Source organism: Microbacterium sp. NPDC087591, from assembly GCF_044743625.1.
GTDB lineage: Bacteria > Actinomycetota > Actinomycetes > Actinomycetales > Microbacteriaceae > Microbacterium.
Genome location: NZ_JBIUWU010000002.1, coordinates 734,648 through 753,630 on the forward strand (window position 1 = coordinate 734,648; position 18,983 = coordinate 753,630).

The 18,983-nt window shown below is 68.4% G+C and carries 18 protein-coding genes; 10 read left to right on the top strand and 8 right to left on the bottom strand.

Features of this window, described 5'->3' with window-relative positions; genetic code table 11:
* The first annotated feature begins 2 nt into the window (after positions 1-2).
* Positions 3-1,244: a dihydrolipoamide acetyltransferase family protein gene (locus ACIOVG_RS14150; RefSeq protein WP_400874553.1), complete on the top strand. Its 1,242-nt coding sequence runs from the start codon at positions 3-5 to the stop codon at positions 1,242-1,244.
* Between the two features lie 226 nt (positions 1,245-1,470).
* Positions 1,471-2,646: an ice-binding family protein gene (locus tag ACIOVG_RS14155; RefSeq protein ID WP_400874556.1), complete on the top strand. Its 1,176-nt coding sequence runs from the start codon at positions 1,471-1,473 to the stop codon at positions 2,644-2,646.
* Here ACIOVG_RS14155 and ACIOVG_RS14160 read toward each other — a convergent pair.
* Positions 2,600-3,562, bottom strand: a complete 963-nt coding sequence (locus ACIOVG_RS14160) for a DMT family transporter (RefSeq protein ID WP_400874559.1) — start codon at positions 3,560-3,562, stop codon at positions 2,600-2,602. The genes ACIOVG_RS14155 and ACIOVG_RS14160 overlap by 47 nt on opposite strands.
* Before the next feature lie 33 nt (positions 3,563-3,595).
* Here ACIOVG_RS14160 and ACIOVG_RS14165 point away from each other — a divergent pair, with 33 nt between their 5' ends.
* The 3 genes from ACIOVG_RS14165 to ACIOVG_RS14175 all read left to right on the top strand — a co-directional run bounded on the left by ACIOVG_RS14165 (position 3,596) and on the right by ACIOVG_RS14175 (position 5,510).
* Complete coding sequence (locus ACIOVG_RS14165) at positions 3,596-4,192, top strand: TetR/AcrR family transcriptional regulator (RefSeq protein ID WP_400874562.1); 597 nt, start codon at positions 3,596-3,598, stop codon at positions 4,190-4,192.
* 75 nt (positions 4,193-4,267) lie between these two features.
* Entirely contained in the window at positions 4,268-4,717 is a 450-nt protein-coding gene (locus tag ACIOVG_RS14170) for a MepB family protein (RefSeq protein WP_400874565.1), read from the top strand.
* Positions 4,718-4,871: 154 nt separating this feature from the next.
* Complete coding sequence (locus ACIOVG_RS14175; RefSeq protein WP_400874568.1) at positions 4,872-5,510, top strand: hypothetical protein; 639 nt, start codon at positions 4,872-4,874, stop codon at positions 5,508-5,510.
* A gap of 82 nt (positions 5,511-5,592) precedes the next feature.
* Here ACIOVG_RS14175 and ACIOVG_RS14180 read toward each other — a convergent pair whose 3' ends face one another.
* The 3 genes from ACIOVG_RS14180 to ACIOVG_RS14190 all read right to left on the bottom strand — a co-directional run bounded on the left by ACIOVG_RS14180 (position 5,593) and on the right by ACIOVG_RS14190 (position 8,896).
* Entirely contained in the window at positions 5,593-6,093 is a 501-nt protein-coding gene (locus tag ACIOVG_RS14180; protein WP_400874571.1) for a hypothetical protein, read from the bottom strand.
* A 113-nt stretch (positions 6,094-6,206) separates the two neighbouring features.
* Positions 6,207-7,433, bottom strand: a complete 1,227-nt coding sequence (locus ACIOVG_RS14185) for an amidohydrolase (protein ID WP_400874574.1) — start codon at positions 7,431-7,433, stop codon at positions 6,207-6,209.
* Complete coding sequence (locus ACIOVG_RS14190; RefSeq protein WP_400874576.1) at positions 7,430-8,896, bottom strand: MFS transporter; 1,467 nt, start codon at positions 8,894-8,896, stop codon at positions 7,430-7,432. The genes ACIOVG_RS14185 and ACIOVG_RS14190 overlap by 4 nt, the downstream gene beginning before the upstream one ends.
* A gap of 79 nt (positions 8,897-8,975) precedes the next feature.
* Between ACIOVG_RS14190 and ACIOVG_RS14195 the strand changes: the two genes are divergently transcribed.
* From ACIOVG_RS14195 to ACIOVG_RS14205, 3 genes are all read left to right on the top strand, one after another.
* Positions 8,976-10,004: an Lrp/AsnC family transcriptional regulator gene (locus ACIOVG_RS14195; RefSeq protein WP_400874579.1), complete on the top strand. Its 1,029-nt coding sequence runs from the start codon at positions 8,976-8,978 to the stop codon at positions 10,002-10,004.
* Between the two features lie 80 nt (positions 10,005-10,084).
* Positions 10,085-11,488 (top strand): L-serine ammonia-lyase, encoded by a 1,404-nt coding sequence (locus ACIOVG_RS14200; RefSeq protein WP_400874582.1) that lies wholly within the window; start codon positions 10,085-10,087, stop codon positions 11,486-11,488.
* Between the two features lie 14 nt (positions 11,489-11,502).
* Positions 11,503-12,714, top strand: coding sequence for an amidohydrolase family protein (locus ACIOVG_RS14205; RefSeq protein WP_400874585.1), 1,212 nt, complete (start codon positions 11,503-11,505; stop codon positions 12,712-12,714).
* A gap of 3 nt (positions 12,715-12,717) precedes the next feature.
* Here the strand turns inward: ACIOVG_RS14205 and ACIOVG_RS14210 are convergent, their stop codons facing one another.
* The 3 genes from ACIOVG_RS14210 to ACIOVG_RS14220 all read right to left on the bottom strand — a co-directional run bounded on the left by ACIOVG_RS14210 (position 12,718) and on the right by ACIOVG_RS14220 (position 15,139).
* A complete protein-coding gene (locus ACIOVG_RS14210) occupies positions 12,718-13,542 on the bottom strand; it encodes an alpha/beta fold hydrolase (protein WP_400874806.1) in 825 nt (274 codons plus the stop codon).
* A gap of 5 nt (positions 13,543-13,547) precedes the next feature.
* Entirely contained in the window at positions 13,548-14,402 is an 855-nt protein-coding gene (locus ACIOVG_RS14215) for an enoyl-CoA hydratase/isomerase family protein (RefSeq protein WP_400874588.1), read from the bottom strand.
* Between the two features lie 137 nt (positions 14,403-14,539).
* A complete protein-coding gene (locus ACIOVG_RS14220; protein ID WP_400874591.1) occupies positions 14,540-15,139 on the bottom strand; it encodes a TetR/AcrR family transcriptional regulator in 600 nt (199 codons plus the stop codon).
* Between the two features lie 230 nt (positions 15,140-15,369).
* On the opposite strand from ACIOVG_RS14220, the gene ACIOVG_RS14225 reads away from it, so the two are divergent.
* Positions 15,370-16,818: an MFS transporter gene (locus ACIOVG_RS14225; protein ID WP_400874594.1), complete on the top strand. Its 1,449-nt coding sequence runs from the start codon at positions 15,370-15,372 to the stop codon at positions 16,816-16,818.
* A 179-nt stretch (positions 16,819-16,997) separates the two neighbouring features.
* Here the strand turns inward: ACIOVG_RS14225 and ACIOVG_RS14230 are convergent, their stop codons facing one another.
* The gene (locus ACIOVG_RS14230; RefSeq protein ID WP_400874597.1) at positions 16,998-17,627 is read right to left on the bottom strand and encodes a TetR/AcrR family transcriptional regulator; all 630 of its coding nucleotides are present in this window, start codon (positions 17,625-17,627) and stop codon (positions 16,998-17,000) included.
* Between the two features lie 128 nt (positions 17,628-17,755).
* Between ACIOVG_RS14230 and ACIOVG_RS14235 the strand changes: the two genes are divergently transcribed.
* On the top strand, positions 17,756-18,676 hold the full coding sequence (locus ACIOVG_RS14235; RefSeq protein ID WP_400874600.1) for a zinc-binding dehydrogenase: 921 nt from the start codon (positions 17,756-17,758) through the stop codon (positions 18,674-18,676).
* Positions 18,677-18,983: the final 307 nt, after the last annotated feature.

Here is an 18,983-nt window from a genome sequence, read left to right on the forward strand (position 1 = left end):
TCATGATCGACATCCTCATGCCACGCCTCTCCGACACCATGACCGAGGGCGCCATCGCCGCCTGGCACAAGAAGCCGGGAGACGCCGTGTCGCCCGGTGAGGTGCTGGTCGAGATCGAGACCGACAAGGCGCTCATGGAGCAGGAGGCCTACGACGCCGGAGTGCTCGTCGAGATCCTCGTCGCCGAGGGCGAGAACGTCGCCATCGGCACGCCGATCGCCCGACTGGACGACGGTCGCGGCGAGGACGCGCAGCCCCCTCGCGGAACGGACGCAGCGCCCGCACCGGCTCCCGCGCCCACGCCCACGCCCGCGCCCGCGCCCGCGCCCACACCCACGTCCGCCCCCACGCCTGCCCCCCTCGACTCCGAGCGCCGCGCGGCGACCCCGCTGGTGCGACGGCTCGCCCGCGAGAGGGGGCTCGACCTCTCCGAGGTTGCCGGCACGGGTCCGGGTGGCCGCATCGTGCGCGCCGATCTGGAAGCCGCACGCGCTTCCGGCGTCAGGGACCGCGCCACTGCCGCGTCCACCACGCCGCCAGACCCGCGGGAGCCTGAAGCCGTGCCGTTCGATGCGGTGCGGCAGGCCATCGCATCACGGTTGACGACGAGTGCGACGACCGTCCCGAGCTTCACCGCCACGGCATCCGCCGACGTCGGAGACCTCCTGTCGCTGCGGGCGCAGATCAACGACGCCGGCGCCGAGGCGGGTGCGAAGGTCAGCGTCAACGATCTGATCGTGCGTGCCGCCGCCCTCGCTCTGCGGCAGCATCCGGAGATCAACGCGTCCTACTCGCCGGAGGGGCGAGGACAGACACTCCTGCACTCCCGCATCCACGTCGGAATCGCGGTCGCCTCGCCTGCCGGGCTCGTCGTGCCCGTCCTGCGCGACGCCGATCGCGCTGCGGTGTCGACTGTGGCCGCCATGACCCGAGAGCTCATCGCCAAGGCAGCCGATCGCACGCTGACGACCGCCGAGATGAGCGAGGGAACGTTCACCATCAGCAACCTCGGCATGTTCGGCATCGAGCATTTCACCGCGATCATCAACCCGCCACAGGGCGCGATCCTCGCCGTCGGCGGCATCCGCGACGAACTTGCGCTGATCGACGACGACGTCTCGACCCGGAAGCGCATGCGCGTCACGCTCACCGCGGATCACCGCATCATCGATGGCGCGGCCGCAGCCCGTTTCCTCGCGACGCTGGTCACGCTGCTGGAGCATCCGATGCGGATCGTGGCCTGACCGCGTCGCCCGCATCGTGTCCCGTGGCACGGTGCACGATGCGGGCGACCGGGTGCGCAGCTGACGGCGGGAAGGCACAAGTCCCCCCGGGCGGCGCAGGTAACGGTTGTCCTGTCAGTTTCCGGCCTCACCGCCGTACCCGGCGCCGTACTGATAGACCTGCGACTAGGCGCGGATGTGTTGACCGCAGTTGATGACGATGCCCCTCCCTATCGGAAGGATCGTCATGTCCTCTATCGGCGGACGCACCCCAGTCGTCGCTGCCTCTGTTCTCGCGGCACTCATCCTGCTCACCTCCGCGTCGTCGGCGAACGCTGCCACGACCATCGACGGCCCCATCGACCTCGGAACAGCGACCCCCTTCGCCGTTCTCGGTGCTTCGGCCGTGACCAACACCGGTCCATCGGTACTCAACGGCGATGTCGGCCTCAGCCCCGAGACATCAGTCACCGGCTTCCCGCCTGCTGTCGTGAATGGAACGCTGCACCAGACCGACGCGGTCGCCGCCGAGGCGCAGGCCGACCTCACCACCGCGTACAACGTGGCAGCGGGGCTCACGCCGCTCCAGTCGGGCCTCGGAGACCTGACCGGCGCGTCGCTGACTCCTGGCGTGTACTCGGGCGGCGAACTGGCTCTGACCGGCGCTCTGACGTTGTCCGGTACCGCAGAATCCGTCTGGATCTTCCAGGCCGCCTCCACTTTGACGATCGGTTCCGGCGCGATCATCACCCTCGTCGACGGCGCCAGCGCCTGCAACGTCTTCTGGCAGGTCGGCAGCTCCGCGACGATCAGAACCGGTGCGCAGTTCGTCGGCACGGTGATGGCCGACGTCTCCGTCACGGCACAGACCGCAGCGACCGTGACGGGCCGACTCCTCGCTCGTACCGGCGCCGTGACTCTCGATACCAACACGATCACCGCGCCGACCGGCTGCACGACCGAACCGGGTACCGTGCGGACGAGCCCCACGATCACCTCCGCCGCGCCGCCGAGCGGCGTGGTCGGCACCGACTACTCGCACACGATCACCACGTCGGGCACGCCGTCGTCGACGTACACCGTCGGCTCCGGATCGCTGCCCCCTGGCCTGACGCTGAACGAGACCACCGGTGTGATCAGCGGCTCTCCGACCACACCCGGCACCTCCACCGTCACGATCGTCGCAGCCAACGGCACACAGCCCGATGCCACGATCACGTACGAGCTCACGATCGCCCCGGCGGCGATCTCGGAGGTCCCCGCGGTTCCCGCGCCGGAGTCGGGAGAAGCAGGCTCGGGCGATCAGCTGGCCGAAAGCGGAGGCCAGCTGGGCACGACGCCCCTCGTCGCGTTGCTCGCGGTCGTCGCAGGCGGGCTCATGATCGGGATGTCGCGGGCTCGTCGCTCGTGGTCGGCTGCCTGAGCGCAGGCGGGTCACCGGGGCGTGAGGCGCGCGACTCGCTCGCCAGCACCACGCCCACCCCGGCGCCGCACAGCACGAATCCGGCGAGCGTCACCGCCGTGAGCTGCTCGCCGAGCAGCAGCGCTCCCGCCGCAGCCGTGGCGGGGGCGACCAGGAACAACAGTGCGTTGAGCGCGGTGATCCCGACACGGCGCAGCAGCCACCAGTAGAGACCGTAGGCGGCGAGAGTCGGGAAGGCAGCGGAGAAGGCCGCCGCGACCCAGAACGACACGGACGCCGGCGGCACGAGCGCTCCCGCGAACACGGCGATCAGCAGGAGTGCCACGGCGGTCACGGTCACGTGGATCGTGAGCGTCAGGAGAACTCCGGTGTGCACCGAGGAACGCCTCTGTAGGAACGTGCCCACGATCAGGCACGCCATCGCGAGCGCCGGGAGCAGATACGCCGCAGGAGGAGCATCGGAACCGCCGAGTTGCGACTGCACCACCAGGAGGACGCCGATCGCGCCGAGCACCAACCCTGCCCACTGCGCCGCCCGCACGCGGAGACCCAGCAGCGGCCCGACGAGCATCGCGACCACCAGGGGCTGCACGGCGTCGATCAGCGCCGTCGTGCCGGTGGCGACACCGGCCGCGACAGCCGCATACACGGCGGCGCAGTATCCGAACTGCGCGAAGACGCCGATCAGGGCCTGCCGGCGCACGTCGGCGGGAGGTACGCCGCGCGCCGCACCCGTGGCGAGCACGATGACGATCAGCACCACCGCGAGCGGGACGAACCGCCACACGAGCAGGGTCAGCGGGGAGGCATCGGCGGCGAGGGCCGGCACGAGGAAGCCGGAGCTCCAGGTCGCGACGAAGGCTGCCGAGGCGAGGATGGTGATTCCGAGCCGAAGTACACCGATCTGTTTACTCATTGATCCGACTATACAGGTTGGTATACTCGACCCATGGTCACGTCCGTTCCCGAGCTCGCCCCGCTCACCCCCGGAGCCTCGCGCGTGCTCGACGCCGCCTCACGACTGTTCTACGAGCGCGGTATCCATGCCGTGGGCGTCGACACGATCGCCGAGGCCGCAGGGGTCACCAAGAAGACGCTCTACGACCGATTCGGGTCGAAGGAGGCGCTGGTCGTCGCGTATCTGCAGCACAGGGACGCGAAGTGGCGGGCGCACGTCGCCGACCACCTGTCCCGCATCCCCGCCCCCGGCATCGACCGCGTGCTGGCGATCTTCGATGCCGCGATCACCTGGTCCGACGATTACAGCCCCAAGGGCTGCAGCGCGATCAACGCCCGAGCCGAGATCGGCGACGGCCACGACGGCCACCCCGTGTTCCCCGAGGTGGCAAGGCAGAAGGCCTGGCTGCTCGACGTCTTCACCGACCTCTGCCGCGAGGCGGGGGTCGCGGACGCCTCAGCGATGGCGCGGGCGATGATGCTGCTCTACGAGGGCGCCATCGTCACGGTCGGGATGGAGACGTTCGCGCAGCCCTTCGAGGTGGCGCGCGGGTTGGCGCGCGGGCTGCTGGAGAACGCCAGGGGGTGAGCCCGCATGTGCGGCCTGGACTCCGATCCCGCGGCGGAGTGAACGCCACCGGGAGACAGCACCTACGGTGGACGGGTGGAGTTCACCGCCTTCGACCGTTTCGTGGCCATCGTGGGAGACCGATACGGAGAGGTGGAGCGGCCGCAGCCGGAGCAGCAGCGCGGCGACTACGAATCCGGCATCGTGGGGATCGGATCACAGCTCTGGCGAATCCGCACGGCACGCGTGACGCCCACCAAGCCCGGAGCCTTCGTCGCCGCCTGGAGACGTGATGAGCGTGGCGAGACGCGGCCGTTCGGTTCGGACGATCCAGCAGACGGACTCCTCGTGTTCGTGCCGGATGGTGACCGCTTCGGCTTCTTCCGGTTCACCGCTCTCCACCTGGAGCAGCTCGGCGTGACGTCCTCCTCGACGAGTCCCGGCAAGCGCGGCTTCCGCGTCTACCCGAGTTGGAGCGAGGTCGTGAACCGTCAGGCGACGCAGACACAGAACGCTCAGGCATCCGCCTTCCTCCGGCTCGCGTAGGGCGCGCACCAGCAAGCGGGTCACCGAGAGAAGTGGTCGCACAGCGGCCAGGAACACGCATCCCGTTAGCGATATGCTGGCGGCTGCGCCGACACTGGGACGGCCTGAACGAAGCGAACTGGGGATATCGATGGGGACGAACGAGCCTGCCGGAATGAGCCGGCGGACTGCCCTCAAAGCTGCCGCGTGGAGCGTGCCAGTGGTCGCTGCCGCAGCCGCCGTTCCGCTCGCCGCTGCGAGCGACGCGGCGGAGCTGACCGCGTGGTTCGTGGTCACGTGCGGCGGTCGCGACCGACTGACGTTGTTCATCACGAACCACACCTCGGAGTCGTTGCAGGTCTTCGCCGATGTGGACATGGACGGCGACGGCGTGTTCGAGGCGGGCGACGGCCCCATCGTGAGCGCCGGCGCGACGGAGTCGTTCGGCTACGGGCTCTACCCGAACGGGACGCCCACATATCGAGTGAGCACCGCGAGGGCGGTGTACCTGCAGGAGCAACTCGTCGTCGACTGCCCGCCGATCGGGTTGACCTCCCAGACCATGCTCGGCGCCGTCGGCGAGACCAGCACTCCCGTGACGCTCACACTCCGCAATGAGACCTCCGGCACCATGCAGGTGTACGTCGATCTCGACTTCGACGATGACGGGATCACCGACTCCACCGAGCGTCCGATCCTCGCACCGTTCGAGGAACGCACGATCGTCTACGACATCACCGCCACACACATCGGCATCGATGTGCGCAACGACCTCGGCTACTCGGAGACCACCCGAATCAGTTGGGCGAACTAGAGCATCCGCTCTCGCCGCGGGGCTGGTCGATCCTGGGGAGCGCGCGACGAGGCCCGAAGGACGGTCGCTGTGGGACGGAGCCTCACCGCAGGCCGTCCTCGCAATCGCTGCCCGCGCGCGCTTCCCACCACAGCTCGTACTCCGGTCCGTCTCCCGCGTCCACGGTCCACGGAGGAAAACGGACGTACTGCTCCATCGCGAGGCCCCACGACGCATCGGCCCTCGTCGAGCGGGGATCATCCGCGGGCAGATCGTCCTCCGTCGTCCACGATTCAGCCGGATGGCTCTTCGCCCAGTCGTAGATGAGTTGCCCCGTCTGGGACCAGTCTCGTGAGTTCATGGACTCGGCGATCGAGGCAGGCATCCGCAGCCGGTTCGGAGTCTTGTAGTCGTACGTGCAGGAGTACGTGCGCCCGTCGTCGCCGACATAGCTCAAAGCGATCGTCACGTCGGTGGTGAAGCCGGGCCTGTGCACCAGGGCGAGCGCCGCTACGGTGATGACCGCGGCGGTCGCAGCGATCGCGACTACCCACCATGCGCGTCTCCGCCGCGTCGGCGAAGGTGATCCGGACTCGATCGACATCAGAAGTCATCGTAGCGAGACCGGTGCGGCCCGGCCATTCCTCTCGCGTTCGCCGGGCGGGGCGACGGACCTCGGCCCGCCCGACGGATGACATCTGCCTGCGGCACTCCCCGCTATCTCCCGCGGTACCCCATCACGTCCTGCGCGGCAGCGTCGACGAGAGTCTCCCCGGCACGCAGGAGCATCACGGCGTCGACGGCGGTGAGCGCCATCGCGAGTGCACCGTCGACAGCAGCTGCGTCGGCAGCGGGGCCGATGGCATCGTGCGTGAACTCACGCGTATGCGGAGCGGAAGAGCATCCCTCGATCGCGACGAGCGGATGGATCGAAGGCACGACCTGGGAGACGTTCCCCATATCGGTCGACCCGCCCGGTGCCCCCGTGTGGGGCCTCGCTGAGCGCCCGAGGGTGGCGAGGTTGCGGTCCCAGGCGCGAGCCAGCGTCGGATTCTGCACCACTTCCGCATAGGTGGGCTCGGCATGCTCCCATGTCCAGGAGCACCCGGTCGCGATCGCGCCGCCCTCGAAGCAGGCGAGGATGCGGCGCTGAGCTGTCTGCACCGCCTCCAGCGTGTCGGCACGCACCTCGGCGCGCACTCGTGTCGATGACGGGATGATGTTCGTCGCCTCACCACCATGGGCGATGAAGGCATGGGTCCGCACGCTGTCCGGGAAGTGCTGCCGCAGGAGCCCCAGCGCAACGAGCCCGATCGTCGCTGCATTCGCCGCGTTGGCCCCCTCCGGGGTCGGCGCCCCGGCGTGACCGGACTGCCCGTGGAAGGACACGTCGAATCGAGCCACGGCCTGTGTGCGTACGTCGGCGCATCGCAGATCGTCGCCGGGACCTCCGTGCACCATGAGGGCGAAGTCGACGTCGTCCCACGCGCCCGCTTCGAGCATGAGGATCTTTCCGCCGCCATGCTCCTCGGCCGGCGTCCCGAGCAGCTTCACGCGGATTCCGAGGTCGACGGCAACACGTGACAGTGCGATCGCTGCACCGACTCCGGCAGCGGCGATGATGTTGTGCCCGCAGGCGTGGCCGATGCCGGGGAGAGCGTCGTACTCGGCACAGATCGCAACGGTGATGTCTCCCTCGCCGACGACGGCCTCTACTGCGGTGTCGAGCCCGAAGGCGCCTTCGTGCACGGCGAAACCGGCATGGCGCAGCCTCTCTGCCACCCGTGAAGCCGCGTGGTGCTCGGCGAAGGCGAGCTCAGGGTGCGCGTGGATCTGCGCGCTCAAGGCCAGAACCTCTGCTTCCCAGTTCGCGCGGGAGGCGAGCACGGCGGCGCGTGCGTCGGCGATGGCAGCGGGCAACAGGGGCGACGGGGTGGTGGTCATCGTTCCTCGATCGGTTCGTGGGCAGGTGAAGAGGCAGAGTCATGACGCGGTTCTGCGGAGGCGGCGACCCGCATACGGAGCCCGATGGCGGCGAGCACGAGGGAGATGACCAGGCAGATCGCCCAGACAGCGATGAAGGACGACGGCGTGGAGCGGACGACAGCCGTCGCCCCGTCATCGGCGGTGGTGACGAACAGCGTCATGACGAGGGCGAACACCGCGCCGGCCGCCGCACCAGCCGCTGTGCGAGCGGTGTTGAAGAGGGCGGAGGCGATCCCCACCGAATCCGCCGGCGCATTGCGGACCACGACCGCGGGGAGGACCGCCAGCAGCACCCCCGCGGAGACGCCTCCGAGCGCCATGGATGCGACGAAGAGTACGGCCACCCCCGCGGAGAGGATCATGAGAGCGAAGCTCACGGCGGCGGTCGCACCGGCGATCGCGACCGCGCGACGGGGCGACATCCATCGCGCAAGCCGATCTCCGAACAGCGTGCCGAGAAAGGCGGCGAGCGCGTACAGGACGATGACCCCGCCGGCGGCGGCAGGGGGGATCCCGAGGCCGTAGCCATCGCGTGCACTGTTCCCGAGGAGCCAGAGGAAGCTCGCGGTCTGACCGCCGTAGGTCTGTGCGCCGAACAGCAGGGAGGCGATGATCGGCAGCCCGATCCCTCCCCGCGTGAGCATCGCGAGATCGACGAGCGGATCGGCGATCCGACGCTCCACGATCACCCACACCGCCAGCACCGCGGCTCCGCCGAGGATCAGGGTCAGAGTTCGCGGGTCACCCCATCCCCAGGTTCCGGCGTTCGATATGCCCGTCAGGATCGCGAGCAGGCCGATCGTCAACAGCGCGGCTCCGACGATGTCGACGCGGCCGCGCTTGCGGACGGCGGTCTCGGGCACCAGGAGCACGACGACCGGCACGCACAGGGCGATGAACACCGCGGGGATCAGCAGAACGATGGTGAGGTCGCCGGTCGCGCCGAAGAGCAGGCCGGACAGAAGCGAGCCGATTGCGGCACCGAGGGTGAGCGCACCGACGAGCACTCCGATGCTTCGGCTCGCCGATCGCTCGTCTCGAGCCCGGACGATCGCGAACTCCAACGGCAGGAACGCTGCCAACGGTGCCTGCAGAGCACGCCCGAGGAGGAACACCTCGAAGGTCGGCGCGAAGGCGACGACGAGTGATCCGGCGGCCACGAGTGCGGTCGCCACGACCAGGAGTCGCTTGTGCCCGAACATGTCTCCGAGCTTGGCGAGGATGGGAACGCAGGCGACGGTCATGAGCATGTACATCGCGCTCACCCAGTTCAGCGCACCGGCACCGACCTCGAACTGCTGGCCGATCGCGGCGAGCAACGGCGAGAACCAGCCCTGGAGCGCCCCGCTTCCGAACTCCATGACGACCAGAAAGCCGACGACGCCGATGGCCGGGCGCCCCCGCGAGAGTCTTTGCGACATGACGTGTTCCTCCGTCGATTCCGATGCGATGGGACATGTTCACCCGCGAGCGCGACGAGGGCACCTAGAATGCAGTTTCATGAACAGGAGTGACGACGTTGCGCAGTTAGCGAGTCTTGACGAGACGGATAAGCGACTGATTCAAGCGCTGCAGATCAATCCGCGCGCGCGGTGGGCGTCCCTTGCCCCGATCATCGGAGTCGATTCGGTCACGCTCGCCCGCCGGTGGGAACGGCTCTCCGACCATGGCCTGGCGTGGGTGGCGGGCCACCCTGGAGCGGGAGCACGCGGACCGTCCGCGATCCTCGAGATCGAAGCGGAGCCCGGCGCCACTCTGGAGATCGCCCAGACACTGGCCGCCGACCCGGAGGCGTTCACGATCGATCACACCGCGGGAGGACGAGACCTGCTGGCCATCGTGGGCGCGAGCGACCTGGACTCGCTGAGCGAGTACATCATGGGGCGGATGCGTCGACTCTCCGGCGTGCGTGCGACGCGCACTCTCCTGCTGTCCTCTCCGTTCACGGATGCCGGACAGTGGCGCCTGCGTTCCCTGTCGGCCGACGAGACAGCCGCCGTCGAGCGCACCATCGATACCCCCGCCGTGGCTGCTCGCGGCGACGTCGACCCGCAGCTGGAGCACGCTCTGCTGCACGTGCTGGGTCAGGATGGGCGCGCCACCGTGACCAGCATCGCGAGAGAGCTGGGGGTGGGGCAACGCCGCATCCGCGAGGCGCTCGCCACACTCAGCACGCAGGGACGCCTCGTCGTTCGCACCGAGGTCGCGCGCGCTCACTCGGGTTGGCCCGTGCACGCGTGGTACTTCCTTCGTGTCCCGGCGAGCGTGGCCGAACGCGTGGGCTCCGCCATGACACGGCTCAGCGAGGTGCGCATGGCCGCGTCGACGATCGGCCCGTACAACCTCGTGCTGTCGGTGTGGATGCGGGCGCTCGCCGACGTGCAGCGACTCGAGGTGGCGATCGAAGAGGGGGTGCCCGGCGTCTCGATCGCCGACCGATCGGTTGTGCTGCAGAGCTTGAAGAAAGAAGGACGTTATCTCCGCACTGGCGGGCTTGCAACCGACACGATGATCCCCATGCTGACCTAGATACTGCGCAGATGGTACTCGTTCAGTAAGGAAGCATCGATTCGACTCCCCCACCGCACTCGCTGCCTAGCGTACGTTCCATGACGCATGCGCAGTCGACAGTCGGAGTGTTCGACCTCTTCACGGTCGGGATCGGTCCGTCGAGTTCTCACACGGTCGGTCCGATGAAGGCCGCAGCGGACTTCGCCTCATCACTGGAGGCGCAGACGGTGATCGCTCGCGTGTCGACCGTGCGCGTGGAGATCTTCGGCTCACTCGCCGCGACGGGCGCCGGGCACGGCACGTTCACGGCTGTGCTGCTGGGATTGGGAGGCGCCCGGTCCGATGAGATCACCCCGGCGGAGGTCGAGACGCGACTCGCAGAGATCACGCGCACGGGTGCAGTCGTGCTCGGCGGACGGCACCCTGTCCCCTGCAAGGTCGAGGACTTCATCCTGCGCCCGTTGACCGTTCACCCCCGACACCCGAACGCGCTCTCGTTCACGGCCTTCGATGCCGCCGGCGGCACGCTCTCCACGCAGACGTACTTCTCGATCGGTGGCGGGTTCATCCTCCGCGACGGCGAGGACACGACATCTTTCCCGACCGCACAGCACGCCATCCCGTTGCCGTTCTCCTCAGGGGCCGAACTCCTGTCCAGATGCGAGCAGACGGGACTCGCTGTGAGCGAAGTGATGCGCGAGAACGAACGCGCTCGGCGGACCGACGACGAGATCAGCGCGGGGCTGCGCCGTATCTGGGACGTCATGGAGTCGAGCGTGCGCTCCGCACTCGGGCGAGACGGAGTGCTACCAGGAGGATTGAAAGTGCGGCGTCGCGCCGGCGCGTGGGCGGCACGCCTCGCCGCGGAGGATCCTGACCACGACCACGAGCACTGGCAGCATCGCGTGAACCTCATCGCTCTCGCCGTCAACGAGGAGAATGCGAGCGGCGGGCGCGTGGTGACGGCGCCGACGAACGGCGCGGCGGGCATCGTTCCGGCGGTGCTGTACTACGCCTTGCACTACACCCCTGCTGCGGCTTCCGCCGATGACGGGGCACGCGAGGACATCATCGAGAGGTTCCTGCTCACCGCAGCCGCCATCGGCACGCTCTACAAGGCGAACGCCTCGATCTCCGGCGCCGAGGTCGGATGCCAAGGTGAGGTCGGGTCGGCGTCGTCGATGGCCGCGGCGGGGCTGGCTGAGATCCTCGGCGGCACTCCGCGTCAGGTGGAGAACGCCGCCGAGATCGCCATGGAGCACAACCTCGGACTCACCTGCGATCCGATCGGCGGGCTGGTACAGGTCCCCTGCATCGAACGCAATGCGATCGCGGCGTCGAAAGCCATCAACGCCGCCCGCATGGCCCTGTGGGGCGACGGGGAGCACCGCGTCTCGCTCGACCAGGTGATCGCGACGATGCGCGACACCGGCGCGGACATGAGCGACAAGTACAAGGAGACGGCGCAGGGCGGACTCGCCGTCAATGTCGTCGAGTGCTGAGAGGAACACCACCTATGCATACCCGCACGGTCTACACCGGAGGGCGCGTCTTCGACGGCGTCACGACGACAGAAGCCGACGTCGCCATCATCGGAGATCGCATCGTCGATGTCGGGGTCGGACTGGACGGCGATGAGGCCGTCGATTGCACGGGGGCGTTCGTCGTCCCAGGTCTCTTCGACTGCCACGTGCACGTCATGGTACGAGACCTCGACGTCGCTCGGAGCGAGCAGGAGCCGTTCTCGCTCCCCTACTACGAGGCGGTGCGCAACCTGTCGCTTCTCCTCGATCAGGGCATCACCTCGGCGCGGGACGCGGCCGGAGCGGATGCCGGCGTCAAGCGCGCGATCGCGAAGAACCTGATCGAAGGACCGCGACTGCAGACCGCGATCGTGATGCTCTCCCAGACCGGCGGTCACGGCGATCTGCATCTCCCCTCCGGCGGCAGCCGTTCGATGGCGATGATGATGCCACACCCGGGACGGCCGCGCTCGGTCCGTGATGGGGTCGACGACGTGCGCCGTGGCGTGCGGGAGATCCTGCGGGCCGGGGCGGACGCGATCAAGGTTGCGACCACGGGCGGAGTCATGTCGACGGGAGATGATCCGCGGCATGCGCACTTCCGCGATGACGAACTCGCTGCGATCGCGGAAGAGGTGGCCGCGGCGGGGACCTACTTCTTCGCGCACGCGCAGGGTGCGGAAGGGATCAAGGCGGCGCTGCGGCACGGAGCCCGTTCGATCGAGCACGGGTACCACCTCGACGACGAGGCGATCGATCTCCTGCTCCGCACGGATGCGTGGCTCGTGCCGACGCTGTCCGCCACCCAGGCGATCGTCGATGCCGCGGACCGCGGGGTGCCGATCCCGGCAGAGAGCCAGGCTCTCGCCAGGGAGGCTGTCGCCGCCCACCGGGCGAGCTTCGCTCGAGCCGTCGAGGCCGGCGTCAAGGTCGCGATGGGGACCGACTCACCTCCGTACGGCCACCCTTCCGCCGGCAACCTCGACGAGCTGCTGCTGATGACCCAAGCGTCCTCCATGACGCCTGCGGATGCATGGCGCGCAGCCACCGCCGATGCCGCGGCGCTGCTGCGGCAGGACGATCTCGGCGTCATCGCGCCGGGGAAGATCGCCGATCTCGTCGTCGTGGACGGCGAGATCGACGATCTTCGAGCGCTGCGCACGCGCATCCGGTCGGTCACTCTCGGCGGGCGGCGCGTGCGGTGACGCTCAGGCGTCGAGCAGCGCGGGGACCGTCTGCGGATGGCGTGGATCACTGAGGAAGGACGCGATGGCGGACGCCGCACGAGCGGGGCGTTCGTTCTCCCACGCATGCCCGCAGTCCGCGAGCAGCAGCGCATCTGCCCGCGGGATCTCGTCGACCATCGACAGGGCGTCCGCCACGGGCACAGCGGCGTCCTCGCGCCCGTGGATGACCAGCGTCGGGGCGACGATCTCGCCGAGTCGGCCACGTGTGTCGAACCCATGAGTCGCACCGAAGCGCCGCATCAGCCCGCTGCCACGGTCAGGATGCGTCGACGCTCCCTCCGTCGGCGACGCTGAGGGCGCCGACGGCACGAGGTGCGCGAGGGTCGCCCTGGCACGCGGTTCATCGCCATGCGCGAGCGCGACGAGGAGGTCCGCGACAGGCCCGGCGGTTCGCTCGGTGCGAAACGGGGCCTGAGAGGTCGCGCCGAGCACGAGCCCGCCGAGGAGGTCGGCGTGACGGAGCGCGAAGGCCTGGGCCACCATCCCCCCGAACGACGTTCCCAGAACGTGTGCGCGGGCATAGCCGAGCGCCTGGATGAGCGCGGCGAGATCGTCGGCCAGATCGTCCGTCGTGTAGGGCGAGGTTTCGAACACGGTCTCGCCCCGGTCGCGCTGGTCATAGGTGATGACCGTGAACGATGTCGTCAGGTGCGCGCGCAGCCCGTCGAACAGTTCCTGCCCGACCTGGAGCCCGTGGAGAAGGAACAGCGGGGGCCCGGCGCCATCGGCGCGGAACGAGGTGACGCCCGCGCCGGTGCGGATGCTCGTGGCCGCGGCCCCCACCATCCGGATCACCAGACCTTGCGTTCGCGTGCGTCAGCGACCAGCTCGGGGACCGGGATGAGGGTCTTGGCGGCGACGGTGGCCAACGACTGCTGCGAGAAGTGGAATCCGAAGTCCTCGGTCACGAGCTTGCGCCACGGCCGGTTGATGATGTTGTGCGTCGACCAGCGTGCGAACCGCGGACGCTTCATGATGTCGCGGGCGAGCTGCCACGCCTTGGGGAGGAGCTCTTCGCGGGGCAGCACGTCACTGACGAGACCGTACTCCAGAGCCTTGCGTGCGGGGATCCCCGTTCCGCCGTAGATGGCGTAGGCGGCGCGCTTGGTGCCCATCAGGTGCTGCAGGGCCAGAGCGAGTCCATCGCCTGGCGAGGTTCCGACCATGAAATGCGGGTCCATGAAGTCGGCGTCCTCCGCGGCGAGTGTCACATCGCACATGAGGGCGAACTCCGTGTGGATCCCCGGCCCGTTCACCGCAGCGATGGTGGGGATGTCGATGTTGTTCACGAAGTTCTCGATCAGCTTCCACGCGTCGATCGTCTGCTGGAAGATGTAGTCCGGGGTCTCCTCCACGAGCGGCTTGGGCCAGGTCTGGCGCGGGTCGCCCCTGAACCAGGTGTCACCGGTCCCCGTGATGATCAGGACGTGGTTCTCGGAGTCGTTGCCGACGTCCTGCCACACCCGATTCCATGCGTTGTGCGCCGCCCAGTTGTGCACATACGGGCCGCCGTCGGTGTGCAGGCGCAGTTCGAGGATGCCGTCCTCTCGACGCATCTCGAAGAAGTCGGCGTAGCGCTTCGAGTACTCCTCCAACGGCGTGGGCGCAACGTGGCCGTCCCATCCGAAGCTCGAGGTGTCAACCATGGTGAGTCCCTTCGTCGGAGCGAGCCAACCCCGCCCGTTAATGAGACATGCTATCTCGATAAGCGCGAAGGCGACCGCTTGTGAAACAAGTCGCCGGTAATGGACCTGCTCGGAGAGGTCTGCGAAGAATCGAGGACTCAGCCGACGTCGCGGCGCCGTAAACCGGCCAACACGAGCTCGACGATCTCCCGAGCATCATCGAGGGCGAAGGGCCGCTCCCGGCGCAGCACGAACCACTGCACCGGTCCCACGAGCATCATGTTGACGAAGGAGGCCTCGACCGGGGGCAGCTGCCCGACCTCCGTCGCCCGGTCGAGGCGACTCTGCAATTCGCCGGTGCGGCGATCCAGCAGTTCCACTCCCACCCGGTGCAGCCCATCCTGAGTGTCGACTCGACGCAGAAGGATCTGGAGCACTGCGCGGCCAGCCGGCGTGACCGATGCCTCGGCGAACGAATGCAGGAAGACCGTCAGGTCGCGCACGATGTCGCCCGTGTCTTCGATCTGCACCGACGTCTCAGCGAAATGCGTGAGCACATCGCGGAACAGATCGTCGCGGTTCGGCCACCGTCGATAGACCGTCGCGCGCCCGACCTGTGCGCGGGACGCGAGCTCTTCGTACTGCAGGCCGTCGATCCCGTTCTCGGCGACGATCTCCAGCGCAGCCGCCCGCAGCCTCTCCGTGACGAGCCGCGTCCGCCCGCCGGGCCGACGCACGCGCGAGTCATCTACCGTCATGGGTCAACCTTCTCCTCCGATGCTCTCCAGGGCAACCGCGAGCCGCAGCAGCCGAGCAACGTCAGCCGATGTTAGCCGTTTCATTCGCCCGCGGCTCGCTGGACGAATTTTCCTTCGACGGATGCACCCACCATGCCCGTTTCCTGCGTCTTCGATCGAGTGCAACACCGCCCTCCCACAATGTCCACAACATTCGCGACGACACGTCGCACCGACTCCCGGAGTGAGCCATGACCCAGACCCCCTCGCCCTCGACAGCCCTCGCCGACAGAGATCACGACGGATGGCGCGGACGCCTCGTCTGGTGGGTGGCGATCCTCATCGTCGCGAACACCCTCGTCGACACGGTCATCGTCGCCCCGTTGCTGGTGCTGCCGCAGATGGCCGAGTTCTTCGGCACGGACCAAAGCGCCTGGCTCAACGCCAGCGCCGTTCTGGCGGGAGCCATGTGGGCACCGCTGCTGGGCAAGAGCGCCGACATCTACGGAAAACGCCGCGTCCTCGTCCTCGCACTGCTCGCCGGCGGCGTCGGTGCGCTCATCTGCCTCGTAGCCCCCCACATCGGGATCTTCCTGCTCGGTCGCGTCATCCAGGGGACCGCCGTGGGCTCGGTCTTCATCACCGTCGTCTACATCCGACAGATGTTCCCCGCCCGTGTCGGGATGACGTCCGTCGGCATCGTCACCTCCGGCTCGGCGATCCTCGGGATCGCATCACCGTTCCTCTTCGAAGCGGTCGTCGCGGCCTTCGACTTCCGCGCCGTGTTCGTCGTGTCGGCAGTGCTCGCATTCATCGCGGCGATCGCCGTGCGCGCCTTCCTGCCCGAGTCGCCGGTTCATGCGCGCAGTCGACTCGATGTGCTCGGGGCGCTCCTGCTGGGGTTCGGCCTCGCCGGCGTGCTCGCGTACATCAGCCTCGCGCCCACGGCAGGGTGGACGAGCGCCGGGCTGGTCGTGATGCTGCTGCTGGGGATCGGCCTTCTGACGACATGGGTGTTCTCGGCGCTGCGCACCCCACAGCCCGTGGTCGATCTGCGCCGCCTGACGCGTCCTCTGGTCGCGACCCTGCTCGTCGTCGTGCTCGGCACCGGCGCATATCAGGCGCTCCTGCAACTCATGAGCATCATCGGGCAGACACCGCCCGACGCAGGCCTCGGATACGGTCTCGCCGGAGAATCGAGCTCACTCGGCCTCATGTTCGCGCTCCCCGCCCTGGGCGCCGCGATCGGCGGGATCTTCGCCGGCTGGCTCGGCTCCCGCATCGGCTCTGCTCGTACGCTCGCCGGAGGCGCCTTCATCGGTCTCTCATCGGGTCTCGGACTCCTTTTCTCCACCAGCGCCTTCCTGCCCGCGGCCATCTGCGCCGGCCTGCTCGGGCTGACCGCCGGGGCGCTGGTCACCTCCGGCTTCAACCTCGCGACGGCTCTCGTGCCGGAGGAGAGGCAGGGCGTCGTCGCCTCGCTCGTACAGGTGATGCTCGGCGTCGGAGCTGTCGTGATGAACATCGTCGGAGGCAGCATCCTGAGCGCCACCTCGATCCCGGACAGTTCGACGCCGTCGGCATCCGGCGTGAACATGTACATCGTCGTGATGCTCGTCGCCTTCGCCATCGCCACGGTCATCGCCGTGGGTATCTCGACCCGCACCCACCGGACGAGCCTCGTGGACAGCCAGCGCTGAGTGGCAGAGAACTTCACGATGCGCGCAGAAGGCCCGGAGACCCTTACGAGTCTCCGGGCCTTCTCGGGTCAGGCTGACAGGAATCGAACCTGAGACCCCGTGTCAGCAATCGCATGACTTGCGCGCATCAGGTCCCAGCTCTCAGTCGTCGCCCACCCTTCATGAGGGAGGCACGCTGTCTACCCTGGGATGACACTCGGGATGAGCCCCGGCGCAGGAGGTAGGGGTCCGTGCCGATCGGATGCGCGTAGTCCGTCGATCACGAGCGCCGAGTAGCGACGCGCAGCACGGGCGCGCTCCGCCTCCGTCGTGCGGGAGAGTCCCCGCGCCGCGAGCAGGACGATCAGGAAGTCGTCCAGGACGAAGTCGGATCGCAGGGCGCCGGCATCGATCGCACGACGGGCGACGGCGACGATCGCTCGCACTGCATCCTCGCGCTGCGCGCGGAAGTCGACCGCATCAGGGTAGGCGGAGAGGAACGCGTCCGTGAAGCCTTGATTCCGAGCATTGAGCACCAAGACCTGCTCGATGATGTGGCAGAACCCGCGCCACGGGTCGGTGTCGGCAAGGGCATCGACCACGATCGAGCGACAGGCGTCGAGCTCATTCACGAAGGCAGCACGGACGAGATCGGCTTTCGTGGGGAACCGCCGATACAGCGTGGCCGGCCCCACCCCCGCATGTCGAGCTATCTGCCGCATGGTGACGTCGAGGCCGTCAGTCCCGAACAGTTCGCGAGCCGCGGCGAGGACGCGGTCGCGGTTCTCCTTCGCGTCGGAACGCAAGGCCTGAGGCATTGTGGCGGGCATGTGTCTCACTTTAGCCAAGTGGACGCAGGCGTCCGTTACGTTTCGGAAGGCGGGTTCGATCCCCCGCCTCGAAACGGAGTGCACCCATGCGCGCAGTAGTCATCCGGACCTTCGGCGACCCGAGTGGGATGGAATTCGTGGAGCTTCCCGTCCCGACGCCCGGAGCCGGGGAGGTCCTCGTCCGAACAGAAGCGATCGGCGTCGGCGGTGTCGATGTCGTGATCCGCCGAGGCGGGATCGCCGATGCGACCCGCGGTTCGGGGATGATTCCGGGAAGCGAGGCCGCCGGCGTCGTGACGGCGACCGGGGCAGATGTCGACCCCGCATGGCTCGGTCGCCGCGTCTGGGCGTTCACGGGGATCTCAGGCGGGTACGCTGAGCACGTGATCGCTCGCGCCGACGAGATCGTCGCATTGCCAGCCGAACTCACGTCCATCCACGCAGTGACCCTGGGCGGGGCGGCACCTGTCGCGCATTTCGCGCTCGAACGTGCTCACCTCGTCACGGGCGAATCGGTGCTCGTTCGTGGCGCCGCCGGAAGCATCGGCCTGGCAGGCGTAGAGCTGGCAGCTCGCGCCGGCGCCGGCGCCATCGCCGTCACCACGTCATCTCCCGAACGCGGGGAGCGGCTGCGGGCGTTCGGCGCCACCCACCTGCTCGACCGCGCCGGCGCGGGCGATCCAGAAGCCCCGGCCGAGTTCGACGTCATCCTCGACATCGTCGGCGGCGACGATCTTCCCCGGTTCATCGAGCGACTCTCGCCCAACGGTCGCCTGATCGCCGTTGGCGTGGTCGGCGGATTCCCGCCCGCTGACTTCGGCACCGCACTTCTGGCCGGCTTCCGCCGATCGATCACTTTCGGAACCCTCAGCCTCGATACCGTGCCACGCGACGAACTCGCCCGGGTGCGACGCGAGATGTTCGACGACGCCGTTCGAGGTGTCCTCTCCCCCGTGGTTCACACCACCCTCCCGCTGAGCGCCGCCGCCGACGCCCACCGACTCATGGATGCCGGCGAGGTGTTCGGACGTATCGTGCTCGTCCCCTGAGCAGGTTCTCGCTCCTGTTGTGAGAGCCCTCTGAGACGGCCGTCATTCCGGCCGAAGGAGGGCATGAGAATAGCCCCGGAGTTCCGCGTGGTTCTCCGGTTCTCCGGGGCTTGTCGGTCGGATTCCTTGATTTCCGGGCCTCTGCCCGCGTGCGACCACACCACCGGCGCGTTGCCGCCCTGGAGTCCGACGCGTGCATCCATCAATCGCTCCGAGCCGCACGACGCTCTCTCACGGGGGTGTCGACGACAACGTATTGACCTTCTCACAGTGACCGGGCGTGGGGTCGGGGAAGAGCCGATGCGGG

Excerpts from the sequence above, each read along its gene's own strand:
- ACIOVG_RS14150 (WP_400874553.1), top strand. The coding sequence starts at position 3 with ATGATCGACATCCTCATGCCACGCCTCTCCGACACCATGACCGAGGGC.
- ACIOVG_RS14155 (WP_400874556.1), top strand. The coding sequence starts at position 1,471 with ATGTCCTCTATCGGCGGACGCACCCCAGTCGTCGCTGCCTCTGTTCTC.
- ACIOVG_RS14160 (WP_400874559.1), bottom strand. The coding sequence starts at position 3,562 with ATGAGTAAACAGATCGGTGTACTTCGGCTCGGAATCACCATCCTCGCC.
- ACIOVG_RS14165 (WP_400874562.1), top strand. The coding sequence starts at position 3,596 with ATGGTCACGTCCGTTCCCGAGCTCGCCCCGCTCACCCCCGGAGCCTCG.
- ACIOVG_RS14175 (WP_400874568.1), top strand. The coding sequence starts at position 4,872 with ATGAGCCGGCGGACTGCCCTCAAAGCTGCCGCGTGGAGCGTGCCAGTG.
- ACIOVG_RS14180 (WP_400874571.1), bottom strand. The coding sequence starts at position 6,093 with ATGTCGATCGAGTCCGGATCACCTTCGCCGACGCGGCGGAGACGCGCA.
- ACIOVG_RS14185 (WP_400874574.1), bottom strand. The coding sequence starts at position 7,433 with ATGACCACCACCCCGTCGCCCCTGTTGCCCGCTGCCATCGCCGACGCA.
- ACIOVG_RS14190 (WP_400874576.1), bottom strand. The coding sequence starts at position 8,896 with ATGTCGCAAAGACTCTCGCGGGGGCGCCCGGCCATCGGCGTCGTCGGC.
- ACIOVG_RS14195 (WP_400874579.1), top strand. The coding sequence starts at position 8,976 with ATGAACAGGAGTGACGACGTTGCGCAGTTAGCGAGTCTTGACGAGACG.
- ACIOVG_RS14200 (WP_400874582.1), top strand. The coding sequence starts at position 10,085 with ATGACGCATGCGCAGTCGACAGTCGGAGTGTTCGACCTCTTCACGGTC.
- ACIOVG_RS14205 (WP_400874585.1), top strand. The coding sequence starts at position 11,503 with ATGCATACCCGCACGGTCTACACCGGAGGGCGCGTCTTCGACGGCGTC.
- ACIOVG_RS14210 (WP_400874806.1), bottom strand. The coding sequence starts at position 13,542 with ATGGTGGGGGCCGCGGCCACGAGCATCCGCACCGGCGCGGGCGTCACC.
- ACIOVG_RS14215 (WP_400874588.1), bottom strand. The coding sequence starts at position 14,402 with ATGGTTGACACCTCGAGCTTCGGATGGGACGGCCACGTTGCGCCCACG.
- ACIOVG_RS14220 (WP_400874591.1), bottom strand. The coding sequence starts at position 15,139 with ATGACGGTAGATGACTCGCGCGTGCGTCGGCCCGGCGGGCGGACGCGG.
- ACIOVG_RS14225 (WP_400874594.1), top strand. The coding sequence starts at position 15,370 with ATGACCCAGACCCCCTCGCCCTCGACAGCCCTCGCCGACAGAGATCAC.
- ACIOVG_RS14230 (WP_400874597.1), bottom strand. The coding sequence starts at position 17,627 with ATGCCCGCCACAATGCCTCAGGCCTTGCGTTCCGACGCGAAGGAGAAC.
- ACIOVG_RS14235 (WP_400874600.1), top strand. The coding sequence starts at position 17,756 with ATGGAATTCGTGGAGCTTCCCGTCCCGACGCCCGGAGCCGGGGAGGTC.